The 20719-nt window shown below is 37.2% G+C and carries 21 protein-coding genes; 20 read left to right on the top strand and 1 reads right to left on the bottom strand.

Features of this window, described 5'->3' with window-relative positions:
• Nucleotides 1-11 precede the first annotated feature (11 nt).
• The 17 genes from nmlR (at nt 12) to pepV (ending at nt 16527) form a co-directional block, all read left to right on the top strand.
• Nucleotides 12-392, top strand: coding sequence for a stress response transcriptional regulator NmlR (nmlR, locus tag MKY69_RS06330; protein WP_003104344.1), 381 nt, complete (start codon nt 12-14; stop codon nt 390-392).
• 13 nt (nt 393-405) lie between these two features.
• Entirely contained in the window at nt 406-804 is a 399-nt protein-coding gene (locus tag MKY69_RS06325) for a cupin domain-containing protein (protein ID WP_340791185.1), read from the top strand.
• A 20-nt stretch (nt 805-824) separates the two neighbouring features.
• Complete coding sequence (locus tag MKY69_RS06320; protein WP_003105483.1) at nt 825-1145, top strand: carboxymuconolactone decarboxylase family protein; 321 nt, start codon at nt 825-827, stop codon at nt 1143-1145.
• Between the two features lie 25 nt (nt 1146-1170).
• Nucleotides 1171-2157, top strand: coding sequence for an aldo/keto reductase (locus tag MKY69_RS06315; protein WP_003102681.1), 987 nt, complete (start codon nt 1171-1173; stop codon nt 2155-2157).
• Nucleotides 2158-2318: 161 nt separating this feature from the next.
• Nucleotides 2319-3332, top strand: a complete 1014-nt coding sequence (locus MKY69_RS06310; protein WP_003103697.1) for a YeiH family protein — start codon at nt 2319-2321, stop codon at nt 3330-3332.
• A 113-nt stretch (nt 3333-3445) separates the two neighbouring features.
• Nucleotides 3446-4624 carry an alpha/beta hydrolase gene (locus MKY69_RS06305; protein ID WP_003107066.1) on the top strand — a complete coding sequence of 393 codons (1179 nt, stop codon included), beginning with the start codon at nt 3446-3448 and terminating at the stop codon, nt 4622-4624.
• Nucleotides 4621-5235 carry a phosphate-starvation-inducible PsiE family protein gene (locus MKY69_RS06300; RefSeq protein ID WP_003107064.1) on the top strand — a complete coding sequence of 205 codons (615 nt, stop codon included), beginning with the start codon at nt 4621-4623 and terminating at the stop codon, nt 5233-5235. The genes MKY69_RS06305 and MKY69_RS06300 overlap by 4 nt, the downstream gene beginning before the upstream one ends.
• Before the next feature lie 39 nt (nt 5236-5274).
• A complete protein-coding gene (locus MKY69_RS06295) occupies nt 5275-6360 on the top strand; it encodes a YncE family protein (RefSeq protein ID WP_062806527.1) in 1086 nt (361 codons plus the stop codon).
• 161 nt (nt 6361-6521) lie between these two features.
• Nucleotides 6522-6944: a DoxX family protein gene (locus MKY69_RS06290; protein ID WP_340791184.1), complete on the top strand. Its 423-nt coding sequence runs from the start codon at nt 6522-6524 to the stop codon at nt 6942-6944.
• A 326-nt stretch (nt 6945-7270) separates the two neighbouring features.
• Entirely contained in the window at nt 7271-7957 is a 687-nt protein-coding gene (locus tag MKY69_RS06285) for a type 1 glutamine amidotransferase domain-containing protein (RefSeq protein WP_340791183.1), read from the top strand.
• A 179-nt stretch (nt 7958-8136) separates the two neighbouring features.
• Nucleotides 8137-8826 carry a YjjG family noncanonical pyrimidine nucleotidase gene (locus tag MKY69_RS06280; protein ID WP_013794049.1) on the top strand — a complete coding sequence of 230 codons (690 nt, stop codon included), beginning with the start codon at nt 8137-8139 and terminating at the stop codon, nt 8824-8826.
• Between the two features lie 88 nt (nt 8827-8914).
• Nucleotides 8915-10288 carry an NAD-dependent succinate-semialdehyde dehydrogenase gene (locus MKY69_RS06275; protein WP_003103365.1) on the top strand — a complete coding sequence of 458 codons (1374 nt, stop codon included), beginning with the start codon at nt 8915-8917 and terminating at the stop codon, nt 10286-10288.
• A gap of 69 nt (nt 10289-10357) precedes the next feature.
• A complete protein-coding gene (locus MKY69_RS06270; RefSeq protein ID WP_340791182.1) occupies nt 10358-11161 on the top strand; it encodes a Cof-type HAD-IIB family hydrolase in 804 nt (267 codons plus the stop codon).
• Nucleotides 11162-11167: 6 nt separating this feature from the next.
• Nucleotides 11168-12334 carry an MFS transporter gene (locus tag MKY69_RS06265; RefSeq protein WP_340791181.1) on the top strand — a complete coding sequence of 389 codons (1167 nt, stop codon included), beginning with the start codon at nt 11168-11170 and terminating at the stop codon, nt 12332-12334.
• Nucleotides 12335-12524: 190 nt separating this feature from the next.
• Nucleotides 12525-14306, top strand: coding sequence for an excinuclease ABC subunit UvrC (uvrC, locus tag MKY69_RS06260; protein WP_340791180.1), 1782 nt, complete (start codon nt 12525-12527; stop codon nt 14304-14306).
• Between the two features lie 94 nt (nt 14307-14400).
• Nucleotides 14401-15003, top strand: a complete 603-nt coding sequence (locus MKY69_RS06255) for a nitroreductase family protein (RefSeq protein WP_340791179.1) — start codon at nt 14401-14403, stop codon at nt 15001-15003.
• Nucleotides 15004-15123: 120 nt separating this feature from the next.
• Entirely contained in the window at nt 15124-16527 is a 1404-nt protein-coding gene (pepV, locus tag MKY69_RS06250) for a dipeptidase PepV (protein ID WP_003103644.1), read from the top strand.
• Nucleotides 16528-16638: 111 nt separating this feature from the next.
• On the opposite strand, the gene mnmE is transcribed toward pepV, so the two are convergent.
• A complete protein-coding gene (gene mnmE, locus MKY69_RS06245; protein WP_037619617.1) occupies nt 16639-18015 on the bottom strand; it encodes a tRNA uridine-5-carboxymethylaminomethyl(34) synthesis GTPase MnmE in 1377 nt (458 codons plus the stop codon).
• A 321-nt stretch (nt 18016-18336) separates the two neighbouring features.
• On the opposite strand from mnmE, the gene rpiA reads away from it, so the two are divergent.
• The 3 genes from rpiA (at nt 18337) to arsC (ending at nt 20715) form a co-directional block, all read left to right on the top strand.
• The gene (rpiA, locus tag MKY69_RS06240; RefSeq protein WP_071520033.1) at nt 18337-19017 is read left to right on the top strand and encodes a ribose-5-phosphate isomerase RpiA; all 681 of its coding nucleotides are present in this window, start codon (nt 18337-18339) and stop codon (nt 19015-19017) included.
• 70 nt (nt 19018-19087) lie between these two features.
• The gene (locus MKY69_RS06235) at nt 19088-20299 is read left to right on the top strand and encodes a phosphopentomutase (protein ID WP_103344562.1); all 1212 of its coding nucleotides are present in this window, start codon (nt 19088-19090) and stop codon (nt 20297-20299) included.
• Between the two features lie 8 nt (nt 20300-20307).
• On the top strand, nt 20308-20715 hold the full coding sequence (arsC, locus tag MKY69_RS06230; protein WP_003107048.1) for an arsenate reductase (glutaredoxin): 408 nt from the start codon (nt 20308-20310) through the stop codon (nt 20713-20715).
• The last annotated feature ends 4 nt before the right edge of the window (nt 20716-20719 follow it).

Raw genomic sequence — 20719 nt, 5'->3', positions numbered from 1 at the left:
AAGGAATTGATATGAATATTAAGAAAGTAAGTGAATTAACGGGTGTATCAGCTGATACGATTCGTTATTATGAACGGATTGGTTTGATTCCTCCTATTGGGCGGACGCAGTCTGGAATCCGTGATTTCTCACAGCATGATATTGATGTGCTTGAGTTTGTCAGATACTTTAGGGGCGCAGGCATTCCAGTTGAAAGTTTAATTGAGTATATTGGACTTGTTCAACTTGGCGATGAAACGATTGAAGCTCGCTTGGCTATTCTGCAAGATGAAAAAGAAGCCATGGAAGCAAGACTTGACGAACTCAATCAGGCTCTGGACCGTCTCAATCATAAAATAGATAATTATAAGAATAAGATAGTTCCTCGTGAACACCAATTATTTGATAAATAAAAAGGAGATTAATATGAACGAAGAAGAAGTTTTGAATGGTATTTTCCCACTAGGACAAGAAAATCCTTACGGGCAATTTTTCACGGGACAATCATTTTTAAAAGCTCTAGCTAAGTCACCTGATCAAAATTTGCAGGTGGGGAATGTTAGCTTTGAACCAGCTTGTCGTAACAATTGGCATGTTCATTTAGATGGTTTTCAAATTCTACTTGTCACAACTGGTCAAGGTTGGTATCAAGAAGAAGGCAAGACTGCTCAGTTACTTAAGGTCGGTGATGTCATTGTGACCGACAAGATGGTTCGCCATTGGCACGGTGCAACTAAGGATTCATGGTTTTCTCATATAGCTATAACATCTGGTGCTAGTGAGTTTTATGAAGCAGTTACTGATGAAGAATACGACAAATTATAAGATAGAAAGTGTGATTAAATATGGCAGTTAAACAAACAGCTGGAAGAAATAACTTGGGTGAATTTGCACCAAAATTTGCAGAGTTTAATGATGATGTCCTATTTGGAGAAGTTTGGTCCAGAGAAAGTGAACTTCCTGCTAAAACAAGATCGATGATTACTGTTTCGGCATTAATTTCTGGTGGTAATTTGGAACAACTTGATCATCATTTGAATTTTGCTAAGGAAAATGGTGTCACAAAAGAAGAGATTTCAGAAATAATTACTCATTTAGCTTTTTATGTGGGTTGGCCAAAAGCCTGGTCTACTTTTAATCGAGCTAAAGAAATTTGGAAAGATTAAGTTCAGGATTTACAAAGGAGACGAAATGGAATATACAAAATTAGGTAATACAGGTTTGGAAGTGTCAAAACTTTGTTTAGGGTGTATGAGTTTTGGAGATTCAAGTACAGGTTTTCACTCAGGTTGGCTTTTAGATGAAGATGCAAGTCGTAAGATTATTAAGAAAGCTCTCGATATGGGAATTAACTTCTTTGATACTGCTAATACCTATGCTGCCGGAACAAGTGAAGAATACCTTGGACGTGCGATCAAAGATTTTGCTGATCGTGAAGAAATTGTGATTGCTACAAAATTATTTTTTGGTGATGGTCAACATGAGGGACGTAATACTAAAGGTCTTTCACGCAAAGCTATTATCAATCAGGTTAATGCTAGTTTAGAACGCTTAGGTACTGATTATATTGATTTATTATATATCCACAGATGGGATTATAACACGCCAATTGAAGAAACAATGGCTGCTCTAAATGATCTTGTCCGTTCTGGTAAAGTGCATTATTTAGGTGCATCAGCTATGTACGCTTGGCAATTCCAAAAAGCTCAATATGTGGCAGAAAAAAATGGCTGGACTAAATTCTCTGTCATGCAAAATCACTACAATATGCTCTATCGCGAAGATGAGCGTGAGATGATTCCTTTCTGTAAAGATTCTGGTGTTGCTCTGGTCCCATATAGTCCTTTAGCTGCTGGTCGGGTTGTTCGTGACTGGGATGCTGATACGGCAAGAAGTAAAACAGATGAAATAGCTAAATCGAAATATGACAGTACTGAGGAACAAGACAAAGAGATTGTTAAATGTGTTGCTGAGCTAGCTAAAGAGTTAGATGTTTCTCGTGCACAGGTAGCCTTAGCTTGGCTCTGGCAAAAAGGTATTGATTCACCAATTGTTGGTGTTACCAAAGAAAAATACCTTGATGATTATTTAGGTGCCTTCCAATTAATCTTAACTGATAACCAAATGGCAATGTTAGACAAAGCTTATCTTCCACACCAAATTGTTGGTGCATTGTAATTAGAAGAAGCACCTACCTTTTTGAGGTAGGTGTTTTATTTCTTATTACGTTTCTGATGTGTGAGGAATTGGATGTACATATAAATTTATTTACTTTACTTTGTTATGGGTTTTACAATCAATTAAAAAAGTCTTATAATAGAGTGAGTAAAGGAGTTTCTATGTCATCTATTAAGAAAAAAGTTCCAGGTATTTTAGTTTGTTTAATTATTGCTCTTGGAGCATGGTTTTTGGGTCAGCTCTTTCCAATTATTGGTGGTCCTGTTTTTGGGATTTTAATGGGCATGCTTATTGCCTTATTTTATACAAAACGTGATCAGACCAAAACTGGTATTGCTTTTACTTCAAAATATATTTTGCAGACAGCAGTTGTGCTTCTTGGTTTTGGACTAAATTTGACTCAGATTATGAAAGTGGGGATTGAATCCTTACCAATTATTATCTCAACCATTGCAATTGCTTTACTGGTCGCCTATTTCTTACAAAAATGGATGCATATTGATGTCAATACTGCAACATTAGTTGGGGTTGGTTCATCAATCTGTGGTGGCTCTGCAATTGCCGCAACGGCACCGGTGATTAAGGCGAAAGATGAAGAAATTGCAAAAGCTATTTCAGTAATTTTTCTTTTTAATGTGATTGCTGCCATTATTTTTCCAAGTTTAGGGCAATTACTGGGCTTATCAAATCATGGCTTCGCAATTTTTGCGGGAACGGCTGTCAATGATACGTCATCAGTTACAGCAACTGCAGCTTCATGGGATGCTATTCATGGTTCTAATACTTTGGATGGAGCAACCATTGTTAAATTAACCAGAACATTAGCTATTATTCCAATTACCCTTATCTTATCTCTTTATAAGGCAAAAAAAGAAGGAAATAATGACTCTAGTTTTAGTTTGAAAAAAGCTTTTCCAACATTTATCTTTTATTTCTTGCTCGCGTCAATTGTAACAACTGTTTTTAGTGCTATGGGGCTAAATCCATCTATTTTTGATCAATTAAAAACCTTATCTAAATTCTTCATTGTGATGGCAATGACAGCAATCGGGTTAAATACAAATATCGTTAAACTGTTTAAGACTGGTGGGAAAGCCATCACACTAGGTGCCATCTGTTGGGTAGCTATCACAGTTGTAAGCTTAGCAATGCAAGCACTTATTGGAACTTGGTAAAGAGATCATTAAGATCTCTTTTTTTTGAAATTTTCTACTCTATAAGCCTCAGAATTGCAGAACTGAAAAAGTTTTGATAGTCTAGAATAATAAAGAATTTTTGGGGAGGGAATATGACAATTATCAAAAAATTGGCTTTTGTACTATTAGAATGTGCGGTTTTAGTTTTACTAGTATTTAATTTAGCAACCTTATTTCCAATTCCCTATCTTGGTTCAATTGCCAATCACTACACGGTACCCTATATTCGTCTGTGGTTGCCATTGATGATCATTTTATTTATAGCCAGTCTTGTATTTTCATTAAGACATCGCTCAAGTCGATGGCACTTAACTAATCTCCTTTTAGCAGCACTCTGCTTAGGGATTGGTCTATATATTATCATTTCAATTCAAACAAGTCTGAATCAACTGGGAGCAGGTGTCAGTTTCTTCAGATCCTATCAAGCAGAAGAAACAAGTGGTGTCGATATCAATGTTGAGACATATGACAAAACACCACTGGGCCACGCCAGACTCAACGTCTATCAAGTCGATGATGGTAAAAAAAATAAGCCAGTTTTAATTTTCATTCATGGTGGTGGTTGGATTGCAGGGCACCGCAATTCACATGCCTACTACTGGGAATCCTTTGCAAAATCAGGCTATGTGGTGGTCAGCTTAGATTATGACCTATCAAGCAAGCACCGACACCTCTCAGACGTGACCGAACGACAATTAACCAAAGGCTTTGCCTGGGTCCAAAACAACATTGAAGACTATGGTGGGAGCACCAAGAACTTATTTGTCACTGGTGTGTCTGCTGGTGGGAATTTAGCTCTGGAATTGGCATATAAAATCAATAATGGTAAGTATAGGTATGCTGATGATACGAGATTACCAAAAATTGATGCAGTGTCAGTTGCATACCCGGTAGCAGACCCACGAGCATTCTATGAAAATAGTGACCGTGTCAAAGGAGATTTAGCCAAGTATATGGCAGTATCCTACTTGGGTGGACGTCCTGATCAATTACCTAAGAAATATTCTGCCATAACACCAAAGAATTTTATTAGTAAAAAAACACCACCAAGTTTATTTATTTCTGGGGCGAGAGATAGTTTAGTTCCACAAGAGTCAACTTATGAACTAGCCGAACAATTAACTGAAAAACTAATCACCAATAAGTTAGTCATCGTTCCTTATACCAATCATGCCTATGATCGGGTTGATGGTAACTTGGGTAGCCAAGCATATCTGAAATTAAGTAAGGACTGGTTTAAAGAAATTATGAAAAACAAGGAGAGTCAATGAGAAAATATTTACAAGAACTTGTAACAGAAATTTCCCATTATCTGGAAATATTATTATCTTTAATTTTAACAATCGCCATGATTTTCTTTGCTATATCATTAGTGGCTAATTTGCCAGGATTTTTGATAAGTGATGTCAACAATAATCACCTTTTTGAGAATATTTTAGGTCGTGCTTTGACCTTAGCGGTTGGTGTTGAGCTGATTAAGATGTTATCTAAACCTTCACCTGGTACAGTTATTGAAGTTCTCTTATTTGCCTTAACGCGTCAAATGATCGTTGATCACCCAAAAATGTTTGATTTTCTTTTAGGAATAATTGCTGTTGCTATTCTTTTTGCTATTCGTCGCTATTTATTTGTCAAGTTTGATGAGTCAACTTCAATAATGATACGCGGTAGCCAAACCTTAAAAATGACCAAGATGATTGCCCATGTCTCCATTGATGGCCCCAAAGAAGAAAAACTTCGAGATTATATGACTAAACGTCTTCAAGAAGAAGATCGTTCTATTTCTGTTGGAGCAGTTTTGAATCTCGGTTCCTTTGCCCTTAGGATTGATAAGATGCGTGGTGGACTGATTACAAGGGTAGAAGTCATTCGAGATTTGTAAAATAAATAAAAAGTATCATAAACTAAAAAGAGGGGTAAAATGAAAAAATTAATAAAAATCAGTTTATCCTTTTTCTTGTTGCTAGCGCTAGCTTTAATTGCTTTTGCACTATACAGACAGCTGACGAGTCCAAAAGTGGTTTTAAAAGAAGGTAATAATATTAATCCTATTATTAATTCTGACAGACAATTCATGTTAGAATTGGAAGAGAAGTATCCTGACCTGACTAAACAATTGGACAGAAGTGAATCTGCCAAAGGAACTTATGTTATACCCGGTTTAAAGCAAAGCCAGTCGCTCAAGCAAACTAAGAATGGGAATAGAGCAGTGCTTGCAAGTGATATGGTCCCGCAAGGCTTGGCAATTCTAAATGAAGACTATCTTGTAATTTCAGCTTACAGTAAGAGTAAGAAATTTAACTCTGTTCTTTGGTTGATTGAAAGGAAAACAGGAAAGTTCATTAAAACGATTGTTTTGGAAAATAAAGAATATCTTGGGGCTATTGCTTATGATAATGATAATCAGGTTTTGTGGATTGCCACTATTGGTAATCACTCAGTTGCGCAAGTTCAAGCACTAACTCTAAAACAAATAAAAAACTACGATTTCAAGGATAGTAATCAGTCTATTAGTTTCTCAAAAACAGCACATTTAAAAGGCATTAAAGAAACCTCCTACATGTCCTATCATCAAGGTAAACTCTATATTGGTTACTTTAAGCTGAAAGGGCAAGGAAAACTTGCTGTTTTTTCAATTGATAAGGAAGGACAGTTGCTAAAATCAAAAGAAAAGTTAGCAAAACCAGTTCGCGTGCTTGATACTTATAGTGATATTCAAGGAATCTCCTTTTACAAGGATTCCATTTTTATGACGCAATCCTACGGATTAAATAAATCCAAACTGATTATTTTTGATAATAAATTAAGTGACCCCAAATTCCAGTTAAATAAAGGTCAAATTGAGTCGCAACTGAAGCTGCCACCTTATTTAGAACAGGCACTAGGCTATGAGGGTAAAATTTATTTACTCTTCGAATCGGGTTCAATGAAATACCGGTTAAATCCCTTATTATTCAATCTTGATCGTGTTCTTATCTTAAATGGTGATGGCATAATTAATCCATAGAATAGACATGATTTAAGATATCAATAAAAATATTCAATAGAGAACTTCAAAAGAATATTTTGAGGTTCTTTATTATTTTGATGAAAACAAGTCGAAAATTTTGTATTTTTTATTAGAATATCATATAATATATTTTCTGACAGATATAACTAACTAGTGATATGTGTCGGACCAGAAAAGGAGAAGAAAATGATAAAAAAATTGAGATAGTTAGACCATATGCACTTACTTTATTACGAGTGGTTGCTGGATATATGATGTTATTACATGGGTTGGATAAAGTTTTTGGATTATTTGGTGGGCAAGTACCGCTTCAATCATTAATGGGTATTGGTGGCATAATTGAGTTAATAACTGCCCTATTAATAATGATTGGACTATTTACCAGATTAGCCTCATTTATATTATCAGGTCAAATGGCGGTTGCTTATTTTATGTTCCATGGTTTACCAGGTAATATTTTTTTACCATATGTTAATAAAGGAGAGTTAGCAGCATTATATGCAGTTGTCTTCTTACTATTTGTTTTTGCTGGTAGTGGTGCTTTGTCAGTCGATAACCTAATAGCGAAAAAAGACAAATAGTCTTATAAAATAAATAGCTTAGAGTCAATGAAATTAATTGAAAATAAGCATAGTAAAAATTCCCAACTTTTTATAAGTAGGGAATTTTTTTCGATGTCTCGTTAACATTTTTAGATTAGGTAAAGGGAATGGTCATCACCGGATAGTTTATGACGTTGAAGATAGAAGCTTAGAAATTGTTAAAAACATTATTTAGACAATAAAATTTATAAATTTCGGAATAATATATATTTGGATTTTTCAGTAAATAGGATAAATTTGGATAAATGACATAAATGGTTAAAAAATGTATAATGACAATAAGTAGAAGTCCGAAAGGAAAAAAGATGAAAAAGATATTAGTAGTTTTAACAAACACTCCAAATTTTCCTGGAAAACTAGAAGCAACTGGTTTGTGGTTAGCAGAGGCAACAGAATTTGTCAATGTGGTAACGAAAGCTGGTTTTCAAGTTGATTATATTAGCCCAGAAGGTGGCTATGTCCCAATTGACCCACGTTCATTAAAGGGAGCTTACATTAAGCCAAGTGACCTGACGCTTTATCAATCAAAGGATTTTCAGGATCGAGCACTGTCAAATACCATGACAGCTAAAGATGTTAATCCAGATGATTATTTAGGAATTTATTATACAGGAGGCCATGGTGTGCTATGGGACTTCCCCAATAACTATGCTCTGCAAAAATTGACCAGTCATATTTTCACTTATGGGGGTTATGTTATGTCAGTTTGTCATGGTTTAGCTGGCTTATTAAATGTTAAAGATGCTGCTGATGACTACCTTTTAGATGGGAAGAAAGTGACCGGTTTTACTGATCAGGAAGAATTGCTAAGTGGTAAACAATCCTATATAAATTATAGTGTGGAAAAAATGGCTAAGGAACGAGGAGCAGAATTTCAAAAAACAATTCCTTATACCTCATTTGCCATTCAAGATAAACACTTAATCACAGGACAAAATCCAATGTCGGGTGGAGCTGTGGCAGACTTATTAATTCAAGCCTTGGAATTATAAGGAAAAGATTATTGAATTAGTTATAATTTTAGTATATTATCCACCAAGCCTTAAACTAATGTCAATTAGGGCTTTTTGCTGAAATTCGGAATATTTATCTGAGATTATGAAAAAATTTTAGGTTGAGAGACTGCAATTTGATATAATTGGACAAATGATAGGAAAGACGAGGACTTGTTTTGGATAAAAAATTTTTACTATTCGACCTAGATCATACCCTAATGGATTTTGACCAAGCAGAAGAAGTAGCTTTGACAGACTTATTGATTGAATGTCAGATTGCAGATATTGAAGTTTACAAGGATTATTACAAACCGATGAATCAGGCCATGTGGAAAAGTCTGGAATTAAAACAAATTACCAAACCAGAATTGGTCAACACGCGCTTTGCCAAATTATTTAATTATTTCGGAAAAGAGGTTGACGGCATCTATATGGCTGAACGCTACCAAGCCCACCTCAAGAATCAAGGACAGACCTATCCTGGGGCTACACAGTTGCTTGCAGATATAAAAGCCGAAGGCTATTCACTATATGCCGCAACTAATGGCATCACAAAAATTCAAGAAGGGCGACTTGCCCACTCAGATATTGAAACGTATTTTGATAAGATTTTCATTTCTGAGCAATCAGGTAGCCAAAAACCAGATCCAGCTTTTTATGAATGGATTGCCGAGCAAATTCCAGGTTTTGATTCGACAAAAGCACTAATGATTGGAGACAGTTTGACTGCAGACATTCAGGGCGGAAATAATGCTGGGATCGAGACAGTCTGGTATAATCCACATGGTCTTGAAAATCACAGTAAATCAGTTCCAGATTATATTATTGCAAATTATGAGCAATTAAAAGACTTGTTATTCGAGTAATTCTTAAAATTTTCTCTTTTCGTAGCGTTTTTTTGAAATCGTTGCCAAATTCTGATAGACTTTAGATAATAACAAAAGGAGGCTTATTATGGCTTATAAAACTATCTACCCTTTTACAAATGAAGTTCTTAAAGAGTATGAGAACACTAGTGATGCACAATTAGAAGAAGTGCTAGAAACGGCACACCAACTTTACAAAAAATGGCGTAAAGATGACCAATTAGAAACACGTAAAGCACAACTTCATGAAGTTGCTGTAATCTTGCGTCGTGACCGCGATAAATATGCGGAAATTTTGACTAAAGATATGGGTAAACTTTTCACTGAAGCTCAAGGTGAAATTGAGCTTTGTGCTGACATTGCAGACTACTATGCGGACAATGCAGACAAATTCTTAGAACCAACAACACTTGATACTGATACTGGTGAAGCTTACTATATCAAACAAGCTACAGGTGTTATTCTTGCGGTTGAGCCTTGGAACTTCCCATATTATCAAATCATGCGTGTATTTGCACCAAACTTTATCGTCGGTAACCCAATGGTCTTGAAACATGCATCAATCTGTCCATGGTCAGCACAATCATTTGAAGAATTAGTTATTGAAGCTGGTGCAGAAAAAGGAACATTCACAAACCTCTTTGTTTCTTATGGGCAAGTATCACAAATTATTGCTGACAAACGTGTGGTTGGAGTCTGCTTAACTGGTTCTGAACGTGGTGGTGCATCTATCGCTGAAGAAGCTGGTAAAAACTTGAAGAAAACGACCCTTGAATTGGGTGGTGATGATGCCTTCATCATTCTCGACGATGCTGATTGGGATGAGTTAGAATCTGTTCTTTTCTTCTCACGTTTATATAATGCAGGTCAAGTATGTACCTCTTCTAAACGTTTCATCGTTCTTGAAAAAGACTACGACCGTTTCAAAGAATTGTTAACGAAAGTCTTCAAAACAGCTAAATGGGGTGACCCAATGGATCCAGAAACTACTTTGGCACCATTATCATCAGCTCAAGCTAAAGAAGATGTTCTAGCTCAAATTAAATTGGCAGTTGATAACGGCGCTGAATTAGTCTACGGTGGTGAAGCCATTGATCATCCAGGTAACTTTGTTATGCCAACGATTATTGCTGGATTGACTAAAGATAACCCAATTTACTACCAAGAGATCTTTGGTCCAGTTGGCGAAATCTACAAAGTGTCTTCAGAAGAAGAAGCTATCGAAGTGGCTAACGATTCTAATTATGGCTTGGGTGGTACAATCTTCTCAAGCAACAAAGAACACCGCGAAGCAGTAGCTGCTAAAATTGAAACTGGTATGTCATTCATCAACTCAGGTTGGGCTAGTCTTCCAGAACTTCCATTCGGCGGAATTAAAAATTCAGGATATGGTCGTGAATTAAGTGAACTAGGCTTTACTGCCTTTGTTAATGAACATTTGATTTACACACCCAAAAAATAATTAGGTTATACCTAAACGAAAGGCTTAAAGGGTATCTCTTTAAGCCTTTTTTTAGATAAGGAGTCAATGATGACAATTAAAGTATTTGCAACAGATATGGATGGTACATTCTTAAATGATCAAAATTCATATGACCGAGTTTATTTTAATCAATTATTTGCACAGTTAACTGATCAAGATATGCATTTTGTGGCTATTAGTGGAAACCAATATTATCAAATTGCAGGATTTTTTGAGGACTATCAAGACAAAATGACAATTGTCGGAGAAAATGGTGCCTATATTGTTGATAAAGGTCAACTCTTAAAATCCTATCCACTGCCAAATGATATTGTTGAAACTGTGATTGCCTATTTGGATCGTAATCAATTATCCTCAGAAGCAGTTGTCTGTGGTGAGAATTCAGCTTATATCTTAGCTTCATCCAGTCAAGAAAATAAAGACTATTTTAGTATCTATTACACAAGACTAGAAGAAGTAGCAAGTTTTCAAGAGCTTCCCCAAGATAAGATTTTGAAGTTCTCTTTTAATACCCCATTAGATGTGACCGATGAAATTATTAAAGTCCTTAATGAGACACTTTCAGGCCAAGTCCAAGCAGTTGCAACTGGTCATGATAATGTTGATGTGATAGGGACTGGCGTAAATAAAGGCACAGCTCTAACCTATTTATTAGACCATTGGGGCTTGAAAGCTACTAATCTTGTTGCTTTTGGGGATAGTGATAATGATTTAGAAATGCTCAAGCTTACAGATAATTCATATGCTATGTTAAACGCTAATGAAAATGTTAAGAAGGTTGCCACTTATCAAACAACTACCAATAATGAAAATGGGGTTCTAGTTGTCATTGACAAACTAATTAGAAGATAGGATAGAATGACACATTTATTATTACTGGTCATTTACATGGCTTTTATTAGTTTAGGATTACCAGATGGCTTACTCGGTGCAGGCTGGCCTGCCATGCAACTGGAAATGGGCTTACCTGTTTCTTATATGGGGATTCTAACCACCATAATCTCCATGGCAACAATCTTTTCAAGTTTACAAAGTAACCGACTTAACAAAAAGTTTGGAACCGGCATGGTAACTGCAGTCAGCGTAGCCATTACAGCCTTCGCTATTCTTGGTTTTGGTCTCTGTCATTCATTTTGGGTGATTTGTTTATTAGCCATTCCATATGGTTTAGGTGCGGGATCCGTTGATGCTGCCTTAAATAATTATGTTGCGCTGCACTACTCAAGCAAACATATGAGTTGGTTGCATTGTATGTGGGGTGTAGGTGTTTCGACGGGGACCTATTCCCTTGGATATGCGATGAATCTGGGAAACACATGGAATAGTGGCTATATATTAGTGGGAGTAATACAGGTTATTTTCACAGCTGTGCTCTTTATGAATTTGCCACTTTGGACAAATGACCATGTTAATCCCAGTCAGAATCAGCAAGTTGCTAAAGTCTTAAGTTTTAAAGAAGTATTGGCCATTCCTGGTGCCAAAGAGATAATGCTGACGTTTTTTGCCTACTGTGCACTGGAATCAGTGACGGGACTTTGGACAAGTTCCTATATGGTTGAAGTTAAAGGTTTGAGTGTACCTATGGCAGCTACATTTACCACCCTCTTTTATTTGGGCATCACACTTGGTCGTGGGATAAATGGTTTTATGGCCATGCGTTTTACCAATGATCAGTTGATTCGGATTGGGCTCGTATTAATTGGGTCAGGTATTCTGATTTTCTTAATTCCTTTGCAAATCCATGGCCTTACTCTAGCAGGTTTGCTCTTAATCGGCTTAGGGTGTGCACCAATTTATCCATGTATTATTCATTCCACACCGGAGCATTTCGGTAAGGAACGGTCACAGGCAATGATTGGTGTCGAGATGGCCTTTGCTTATTTGGGATTTGTCATTATTCCCCCATTATTTGGTGTTATTGCCCAATATATCTCAATGTCCCTTTTCCCACTAGTACTGATTAGCTTATTATTTCTTATGGCAATTATGCATACAAAAGTGGTTAAGATTCATATCATCGAATAAAGCTTATTTTAGGATTCAGGATTCAAAATAGTTTATAAAAATACTTCTCATCGTGATGAAAAGTATTTTTTTGCTATAAGTATTATCACTTCTTGCTTTATGAAAAATATTAATTTATATGTATACTAAGAATTTGATCCATCAGCTCTTTTTTGACTCTTTCAGGCTAAAATTTGGTAGAATAGTATTTATGAATGATCTGATTAAACATAAGCTGGAATTGCTTCCTGATAGTCCAGGATGTTATCTCCACAAAAATAAAGACGGCAAAATAATCTATGTTGGAAAAGCTAAAAATTTAAAGAATCGGGTTCGCTCTTATTTTAGAGGAAGTCATGATACCAAGACTGAATTATTGGTTTCAGAAATTGCTGATTTTGAATTCATTGTAACGGGCTCAAATACAGAAGCTCTTCTTTTAGAAATTAACTTGATACAAGAGAACATGCCTCGATATAACATCAAGTTAAAGGATGACAAGTCTTATCCCTTTATCAAGATTACTAATGAGCATTTCCCGCGTCTATTGATTACTCGCCAAATTCGTAAGAATGATGGGCTCTATTTTGGCCCTTATCCTGATTCTTATACAGCAAATGAAGTCAAAAAGCTTTTGGACCGAATTTTCCCTTTTAAGAAATGTACTAACCCTGTAAACAAAGTTTGCTTTTATTATCACATCGGCCAGTGTAATGCCCATACCATTTGTCAAACTGATAAAGCTTACTGGGATGGCCTGGTGGAAGACGTCAAACTGTTCTTGAATGGTAAAGACGACAAAATCATTGATGGTCTAAAAAGAAAGATGAAGTCAGCTTCCGAGGAATTGGAGTTTGAACGAGCTGCTGAGTATCGTGATTTGATTTCGGGAATTGCTACGCTGAGAACCAAACAACGAGTGATGAGTAAAGACTTAATGGACAGAGACATTTTTGGCTATTACGTCGAAAAAGGCTGGATGTGCGTTCAAGTTTTCTTTGTTAGACAGGGGAAATTAATCCAAAGAGATGTTAATATGTTCCCCTACTATAACGAGGAAGAAGATGATTTCTTAACTTATATGGGGCAATTTTACCAAGATAAAAGACATTTCCTACCCAAGGAAGTCTTCATTCCTGCTAACATTGACCACGAACTGGTAGAAGCTATTGTCCCAAGCAAGATAATTAAACCACAACGTGGTGAGAAGAAGCAGCTAGTCGCCTTAGCAACCAAGAATGCACGTGTCTCCCTTCAACAAAAATTTGATTTGCTGGAAAAAGATTTCAAAAAGACAAAAGGGGCTATTGATAATCTAGGTGAGTTAATGGCTATTCCAACACCTATTCGAATTGAAGCATTTGATAACTCGAATATTCAAGGAACAAGTCCAGTCGCCGCTATGGTCGTCTTTGTCGATGGAAAACCAAGTAAAAAAGATTATCGAAAATTCAAAATCAAAACAGTCACTGGGCCAGATGACTATGCCAGTATGCGGGAAGTTATCTCCAGACGTTATAGTCGGGTTCAAAAGGACAACTTACAAGCTCCAGATTTAATCATCATTGATGGAGGACAAGGGCAAGTTAATATCGCTAAGGATGTCATTCAAAATCAACTCGGCTTATCTATTCCAGTTGCTGGTTTGCAAAAAAATGACAAGCACCAAACCCAAGAACTCTTGTTTGGTGACCCCTTGGAAGTGATTGATTTACCCCGCAATTCAGAGGAATTTTTCTTGCTTCATCGCATTCAAGATGAGGTTCACCGCTTTGCTATTACCTTCCATAGACAGGTTCGCAGTAAGAATTCTTTCTCCTCAAAATTGGACAATATTGAGGGGCTTGGTCCTAAGCGCAAGCAAACCTTGCTCAAACATTTTAAGAATATGACAGCTATTGGTAATGCCACTGTAGATGAGATAAGGGCCTTGGGGATTCCAGAAAAAGTTGCCGAAAATTTACTAGCTAGTTTTAATCAAAAAAATGACTAACTTTTGGTTGAAAATTGCAAAAAAAGCATGAAAACAGTTTCAAAAAATGATAAAATAAGGTGTACGAAAATAAAGAAAGATAGGAAGTTTTGTTATGAAATTTCTAGAATTGAATAAGAAACGCCACGCTGTTAAATCATTTAATGATCAAAAAGTTGACTTTAAAGATTTACGGACAGCCATCGAGATTGCGACTTTAGCACCAAGTGCCAACAATATTCAACCTTGGAAATTTGTTGTGGTTGAAAACAAAAAAGCTGACCTTGCTAAAGATATGGTTGAAGGAAATAAAGTTCAGATTGAACAAGCACAGTACGTTATTGCTGTTTTCTCTGATACTGATCTTGCTCAACGTTCGCGTAAGATTGCCCGTGTCGGTGTCAAATCATTGCCTGATGATTTAATTGGCTATTACATGGAAACTTTACCTCCACGTTATGACAAATTCCAACCTGATCAAAAGAGTGATTACCTAGCTTTTAATACTGGCCTTGTGGCAATGAACTTAGTTCTTGCTTTGACTGACCAAAAAATTTCTTCTAATATGATTCTTGGTTTTGATAAAACTATCGTTAATGAAATTTTAGATGTGGATTCACGTTTCCGTCCTGAGATTTTAATCACTGTCGGCTATAGCGATGAGCATCCAGAGCCAAGCTACCGTCTACCTGTTGATGAATTAATTGAACGTCGTTAACAATTTGCCAGAGCATTCTATTGGCAAACATGGTATAATACTACTATAAATAATAATAAATGGTTAAGTAAGTTGTATGTGATCATACAGCTTATTTCCCTTTAGAAGAGGAGTAATTGAATGATAGATTTTAAAGCAGAAGTTGAAGCACGTAAAGAGGTCATGTTAGAAGACCTCATTAGCTTATTGCGCATCAATTCTGAGCGTGATGATAGTCAAGTTGATGACAAACACCCATTTGGCCCTGGTCCAGTTAAAGCTTTGGAGCATTTTCTAGCAATGGCTGAACGTGATGGTTACCAAACACGAAACATTGACAACTATGCTGGTGACTTTGAATTTGGTCAAGGTGAAGAAGTACTTGGAATCTTTGCTCACTTAGATGTTGTTCCAGCAGGTGCTGGTTGGGATACAGATCCATATGAGCCAGTGATTAAGGACAACCGTATTTATGCGCGTGGGTCTTCAGATGATAAAGGACCTACTTTAGCTTGTTACTATGCTTTAAAAATTATCAAAGATTTAGGTCTTCCTGTTTCTAAAAAAGTACGATTCATCGTTGGTACTGATGAGGAATCTGGATGGGGCGACATGGATTATTACTTCGCTCATAACGGACTTAAAGACCCTGATTTTGGTTTCTCACCAGATGCCGAATTCCCAATCATCAATGGTGAAAAAGGTAATATCACGGAGTACCTTCATTTTGATGGTGCTAATGATGGTGCTTTTGTCCTAAAAAGCTTTAAAGGAGGCCTTCGTGAGAACATGGTTCCTGAATCAGCAACAGCGCTTATCACCTCAGCTCATGAGTTTTCTGTTTTAACAGCTGCTTTTGAACAATTCCTTGCTGAAGAAAATGTGACTGGACAAATCACAGAAGAAGCAGAAGGCATTAAAGTTACTGTCATTGGTAAATCTGCACATGGGTCAACACCAGAACTTGGTATTAATGGAGCGACTTTATTAGCTAAATTCCTCAACCAATTCACATTTGCAGGACCTGCCGAAGCATTCCTTAAAATTGCTGGCCTCACATTGCATGAAGATTTCGATGCCAAAAAACTTGGGCTTGCTTTTGTTGATGAAAAAATGGGTGCCCTTAGTATGAATGCTGGTGTCTTCAACTTCGATCAGCTAGCTACTGATAACACCATTGCCCTTAACTTCCGTTATCCAAAAGGTATTGATCCTGAAGGACTTAAATCTGGTCTGGAAAAATTAGCTGGCGTTTCACGCGTGAGCTTATCAGAACACGTCCACACACCACACTATGTATCAATGGATGATGAATTAGTTGCTACTTTACTGTCAGTCTATGAAAAACAAACTGGCCTTAAAGGATTTGAACAAGTTATCGGTGGTGGTACATTCGGACGCTTACTAGAACGCGGTGTAGCCTTTGGAGCAATGTTCCCAGGCGACGAAAACACAATGCACCAAGCCAACGAATACATGCCATTAGATAATATCTTCCGCTCAGCAGCAATCTACGCAGAAGCCATCTATGAATTAATTAAATAGACAGAAGAAAAGAAGCCGCAAGGCTTCTTTTTTGCTGATATGATATTTGATTTTATTTTTTGATACTTTTCATCTGTGGTGTGGACAGCAGATGAAAAGTATTATTGGACTTTATTTTCCTAAACAAAATTGACTAAATAGTTGTGTGATTAATTCATCTGGGGCTGCGTCGCCGGTGATTTCTCCCAGGATTTCCCAGGTTCTGGTTAGGTCAACTTGGAGGAGGTCTACGGGCATTCCAAGAGCTAGGCCGTCGTTAACTGCTTGTAAGCTTTGGACTGCCTTTTCAATTAATGAAATGTGACGGGCATTGGATAGATAGGTTGCGTCATGTTCAACCAGTCCTGCATTATCAAAGAAAAGTTGATTGATGCGGTCTTCAATTTGATCAATGTTTTCATTGTTAAGAACTGAGATTTCAATATAATCTGATGGCAATTGGTCTTTCTCAATTTGAACCTCAAGGTCTGTCTTATTGAGAAGGATAATGCGGTTGCTATCTTGACTGAGATCAAGCAGGATATGGTCTTGATCGGTTAACTTTTCTGATGCATTAAGAACAAGAAGTACCAAGTCTGCTTCGTTGAGAGCTTTCTTAGAACGTTCGACACCAATTTTTTCCACTATATCTTCGGTATCGCGGATGCCGGCAGTGTCAACTAATTTTAGGGGAACGCCTTTGATGTTCACATACTCTTCAATCACATCACGTGTAGTACCTGCTATATCAGTAACAATGGCCTTTTCTTCACGCAAAAGATTATTGAGCAAGCTTGATTTGCCGACATTCGGACGGCCAATGATGGCAGTGGAGAGCCCTTCACGAAGGATTTTCCCACGGCGGGCAGTGCGCAGCAAATTCTCCAAAAGCGTCTGGAACTCTTGGGTTTTCTCCCGCATTAAAGCAGTAGTCATTTCTTCGACGTCGTCGTACTCGGGATAGTCGATGTTCACTTCTACTTGAGCTAAAGTGTTGAGAATCTCCTGGCGAGTGGCATCAATCAACTGCTTAAGGGAGCCATCTAATTGCTTCACAGCAATATTCATGGCCTTGTCCGTTTTAGCACGAATGATGTCCATAACAGCCTCAGCCTGGGTTAAATCAACGCGTCCATTGAGAAAGGCGCGCTTTGTAAATTCACCTGGTTCAGCCATACGAGCCCCGTGCTTAATTAATAATTGGAGGATTTCATTTGTGACCGCAATTCCACCATGAGTGTTGATCTCAACAACATCCTCACGGGTAAAAGTCTTAGGCTCGCGCATGACAGAAACCATGACCTCATCGAGAATTTCATCTTTATCTGGATCAAGGATATGCCCGTAATTAATAGTATGGCTAGCAACACTTGCTAAGTCTTTTCCTTTGAAGACTGATTTTGCAATATCTAATGCCTGACTACCTGATAAGCGGACAATCCCAATTGCCCCTTCACCAAGAGGCGTTGAAATAGCTGTAATTGTATCAAATTCTTTAGTTATACTCATAACCTTAATTGTAAGATAAGTGCCCAAAGAATGCAAGGTTTTGTCTCTGTTAATGATTTTATGAATGACCTCGTATAAGTTTTGTTTCATGAAATTTTGAGGTTGTAGTATAAGTGTCAAATTTATCAGATCATTTACTTCTTCTCTAAAATTCTTTCGGAAGTTAGATAAAATTGCCTGCTAATAAAAAAGTATCAAAAGGAGAAGATAAATGACTTCAACTTCATTTTGAAAGTTGCGTTTCACGCCACTTTTCATTAACAAGTTAGGGCTTTCATGGTATAATAAAAATATCTGAACACTTTTTTATTAGGAGGAATCATGGAAGCACTAAAAAAACAAGCTGGTGTAACAGCTGCTCAATTTGTTACTGATGGAATGACTGTTGGTTTAGGGACAGGGTCAACTGCTTATTTCTTCGTAGAGGAAATCGGTCGTAGAATAAAGGATGAAGGTTTACAAGTTGTAGGCGTAACCACTTCCAGTGCAACAACTAAACAAGCAGAAGGTCTAGGTATTCCTTTAAAAGATGTTGATGACATTGATAGCATAGATGTAACAGTTGATGGTGCTGATGAAGTTGACAAAGACTTCAATGGAATCAAAGGTGGGGGAGCTGCTCTTCTGATGGAGAAAATTGTAGCGACACCAACTAAAGAGTACATTTGGGTAGTTGACGAATCAAAAATGGTTGAACATTTGGGAGCTTTCAAATTACCAGTTGAAGTTATCCAATATGGTGCAGACCGTTTGTTCCGCGTATTTGAAAAAGCAGGCTATAAACCATCATTTCGGATGAAAGAAAATCAACGTCTAATCACTGATATGAAGAACTATATCATTGACTTAGACTTAGGCAAAATCGAAAAACCTTTTGAGTTTGCTGAAATGCTGGATAAAACTGTAGGTGTTGTTGAGCATGGTCTCTTTAATGGTATGGTCAACAAAGTCATCGTTGCAGGAAAAGATGGTGTTAAAGTCCTCGAAGCTCCAAAAAAATAGTGTTTATAAAATAAAAAAATATTTATAGGTTTTAGGGAGCCAACCGTAACCTCCCTTAGATTGGAGACGTATGTCTAAATTTAATCGTATTCATCTAGTTGTGCTAGATTCAGTAGGAATCGGTGCTGCACCTGACTCTGATAACTTTTTCAATGCTGGTGTTGCTGATACAGAATCTGACACATTAGGCCATATTTCAGAACAAGTTGGTTTAACAGTTCCAAATATGGAGAAAATCGGTTTAGGAAATATTCCTCGCGAAACACCTTTGAAAACTGTTGCCAAGGAAGAAAATCCTAGTGGCTATGCTACTAAATTAGAAGAAGTTTCTCTTGGTAAAGATACAATGACTGGTCACTGGGAAATCATGGGTCTTAACATTACAGAACCTTTTGATACTTTCTGGAATGGTTTTCCAGAAGAAATCTTAACAAAAATTGAAGAATTCTCAGGTCGTAAAGTCATTCGTGAAGCTAATAAACCTTATTCAGGTACAGCTGTCATTGATGATTTTGGCCCTCGTCAAATGGAAACTGGTGAGCTGATTATTTACACTTCAGCTGACCCAGTTCTTCAAATTGCTGCGCATGAGGATGTTATTCCATTAGATGAGCTTTATCGCATTTGTGAATATGCCCGTTCAATTACTTTGGAACGCCCTGCACTTCTTGGACGAATTATTGCCAGACCTTATGTGGGTACGCCTGGGAACTTTACACGTACTGCCAATCGTCATGACTATGCTGTCTCTCCTTTCCAAGATACAGTTCTTAATAATTTAGCAAATGCTGGTGTGCCAACTTATGCCGTCGGAAAAATTAATGACATCTTTAATGGGTCTGGTATCACAAATGATATGGGGCACAACAAGTCAAATAGCCACGGTGTGGATACATTGCTTAAAACAATGCAATTGCCAGAATTTACTAAAGGTTTCTCATTTACTAACCTAGTTGATTTTGACGCCAACTTTGGTCACCGTCGTGATACGAAAGGCTACCGTGATTGTTTGCATGAGTTTGATGAACGTCTTCCTGAGATCATTGCTAATATGAAAGAAGAAGATCTCTTGTTGATTACGGCTGACCATGGAAATGACCCAACTTATGTGGGGACTGACCATACGCGTGAATACATTCCGCTTTTAGCTTACTCACCATCATTTACTGGCAATGGTCTGATCCCTCAAGGACACTTTGCGGACATTTCTGCAACAGTGGCTGAAAACTTTGGCGTTGAAACAGCGATGATTGGTCAATCATTCTTATCTGAATTGAAATAAGGAGCCATATGGAAAAAGTAACTATTTATCACAACCCCAACTGTGGAACTTCCCGCAATGTACTTGCAATAATTCGTCATGCAGGCATTGAACCTCAAGTAATTGAGTATTTGCAGAATCCGCCGAGCAGAGAAAAATTATTGGATTTGGTGGCAGCAATGGGCATTTCTTTCCAAGAACTTGTGCGCAAAAATGTACCAGAGTATAATCAGCATGGTTTAGATAAAGAAGCTGTGACTGAAGATGAGATTCTGGATGCCATGATGGAAGACCCTATCTTGATTAATCGTCCAATTGTTGTAACAAGAAAAGGGACAAAACTTTGCCGTCCATCAGAAGCCTTACTTGAGATTTTACCTGTTCCACTACCAAGTCCTTATACTAAGGAAGATGGTGAAGTGGTTAATCCATTATAATTTT

Origin of the sequence: Streptococcus sp. FSL R7-0212, assembly GCF_038007985.1 — a bacterium.
GTDB classification, from domain to species: domain Bacteria; phylum Bacillota; class Bacilli; order Lactobacillales; family Streptococcaceae; genus Streptococcus; species Streptococcus parauberis.
Note: the sequence above shows the minus strand (reverse complement) of the source record. Positions and strands in the feature narration are given on the sequence as shown.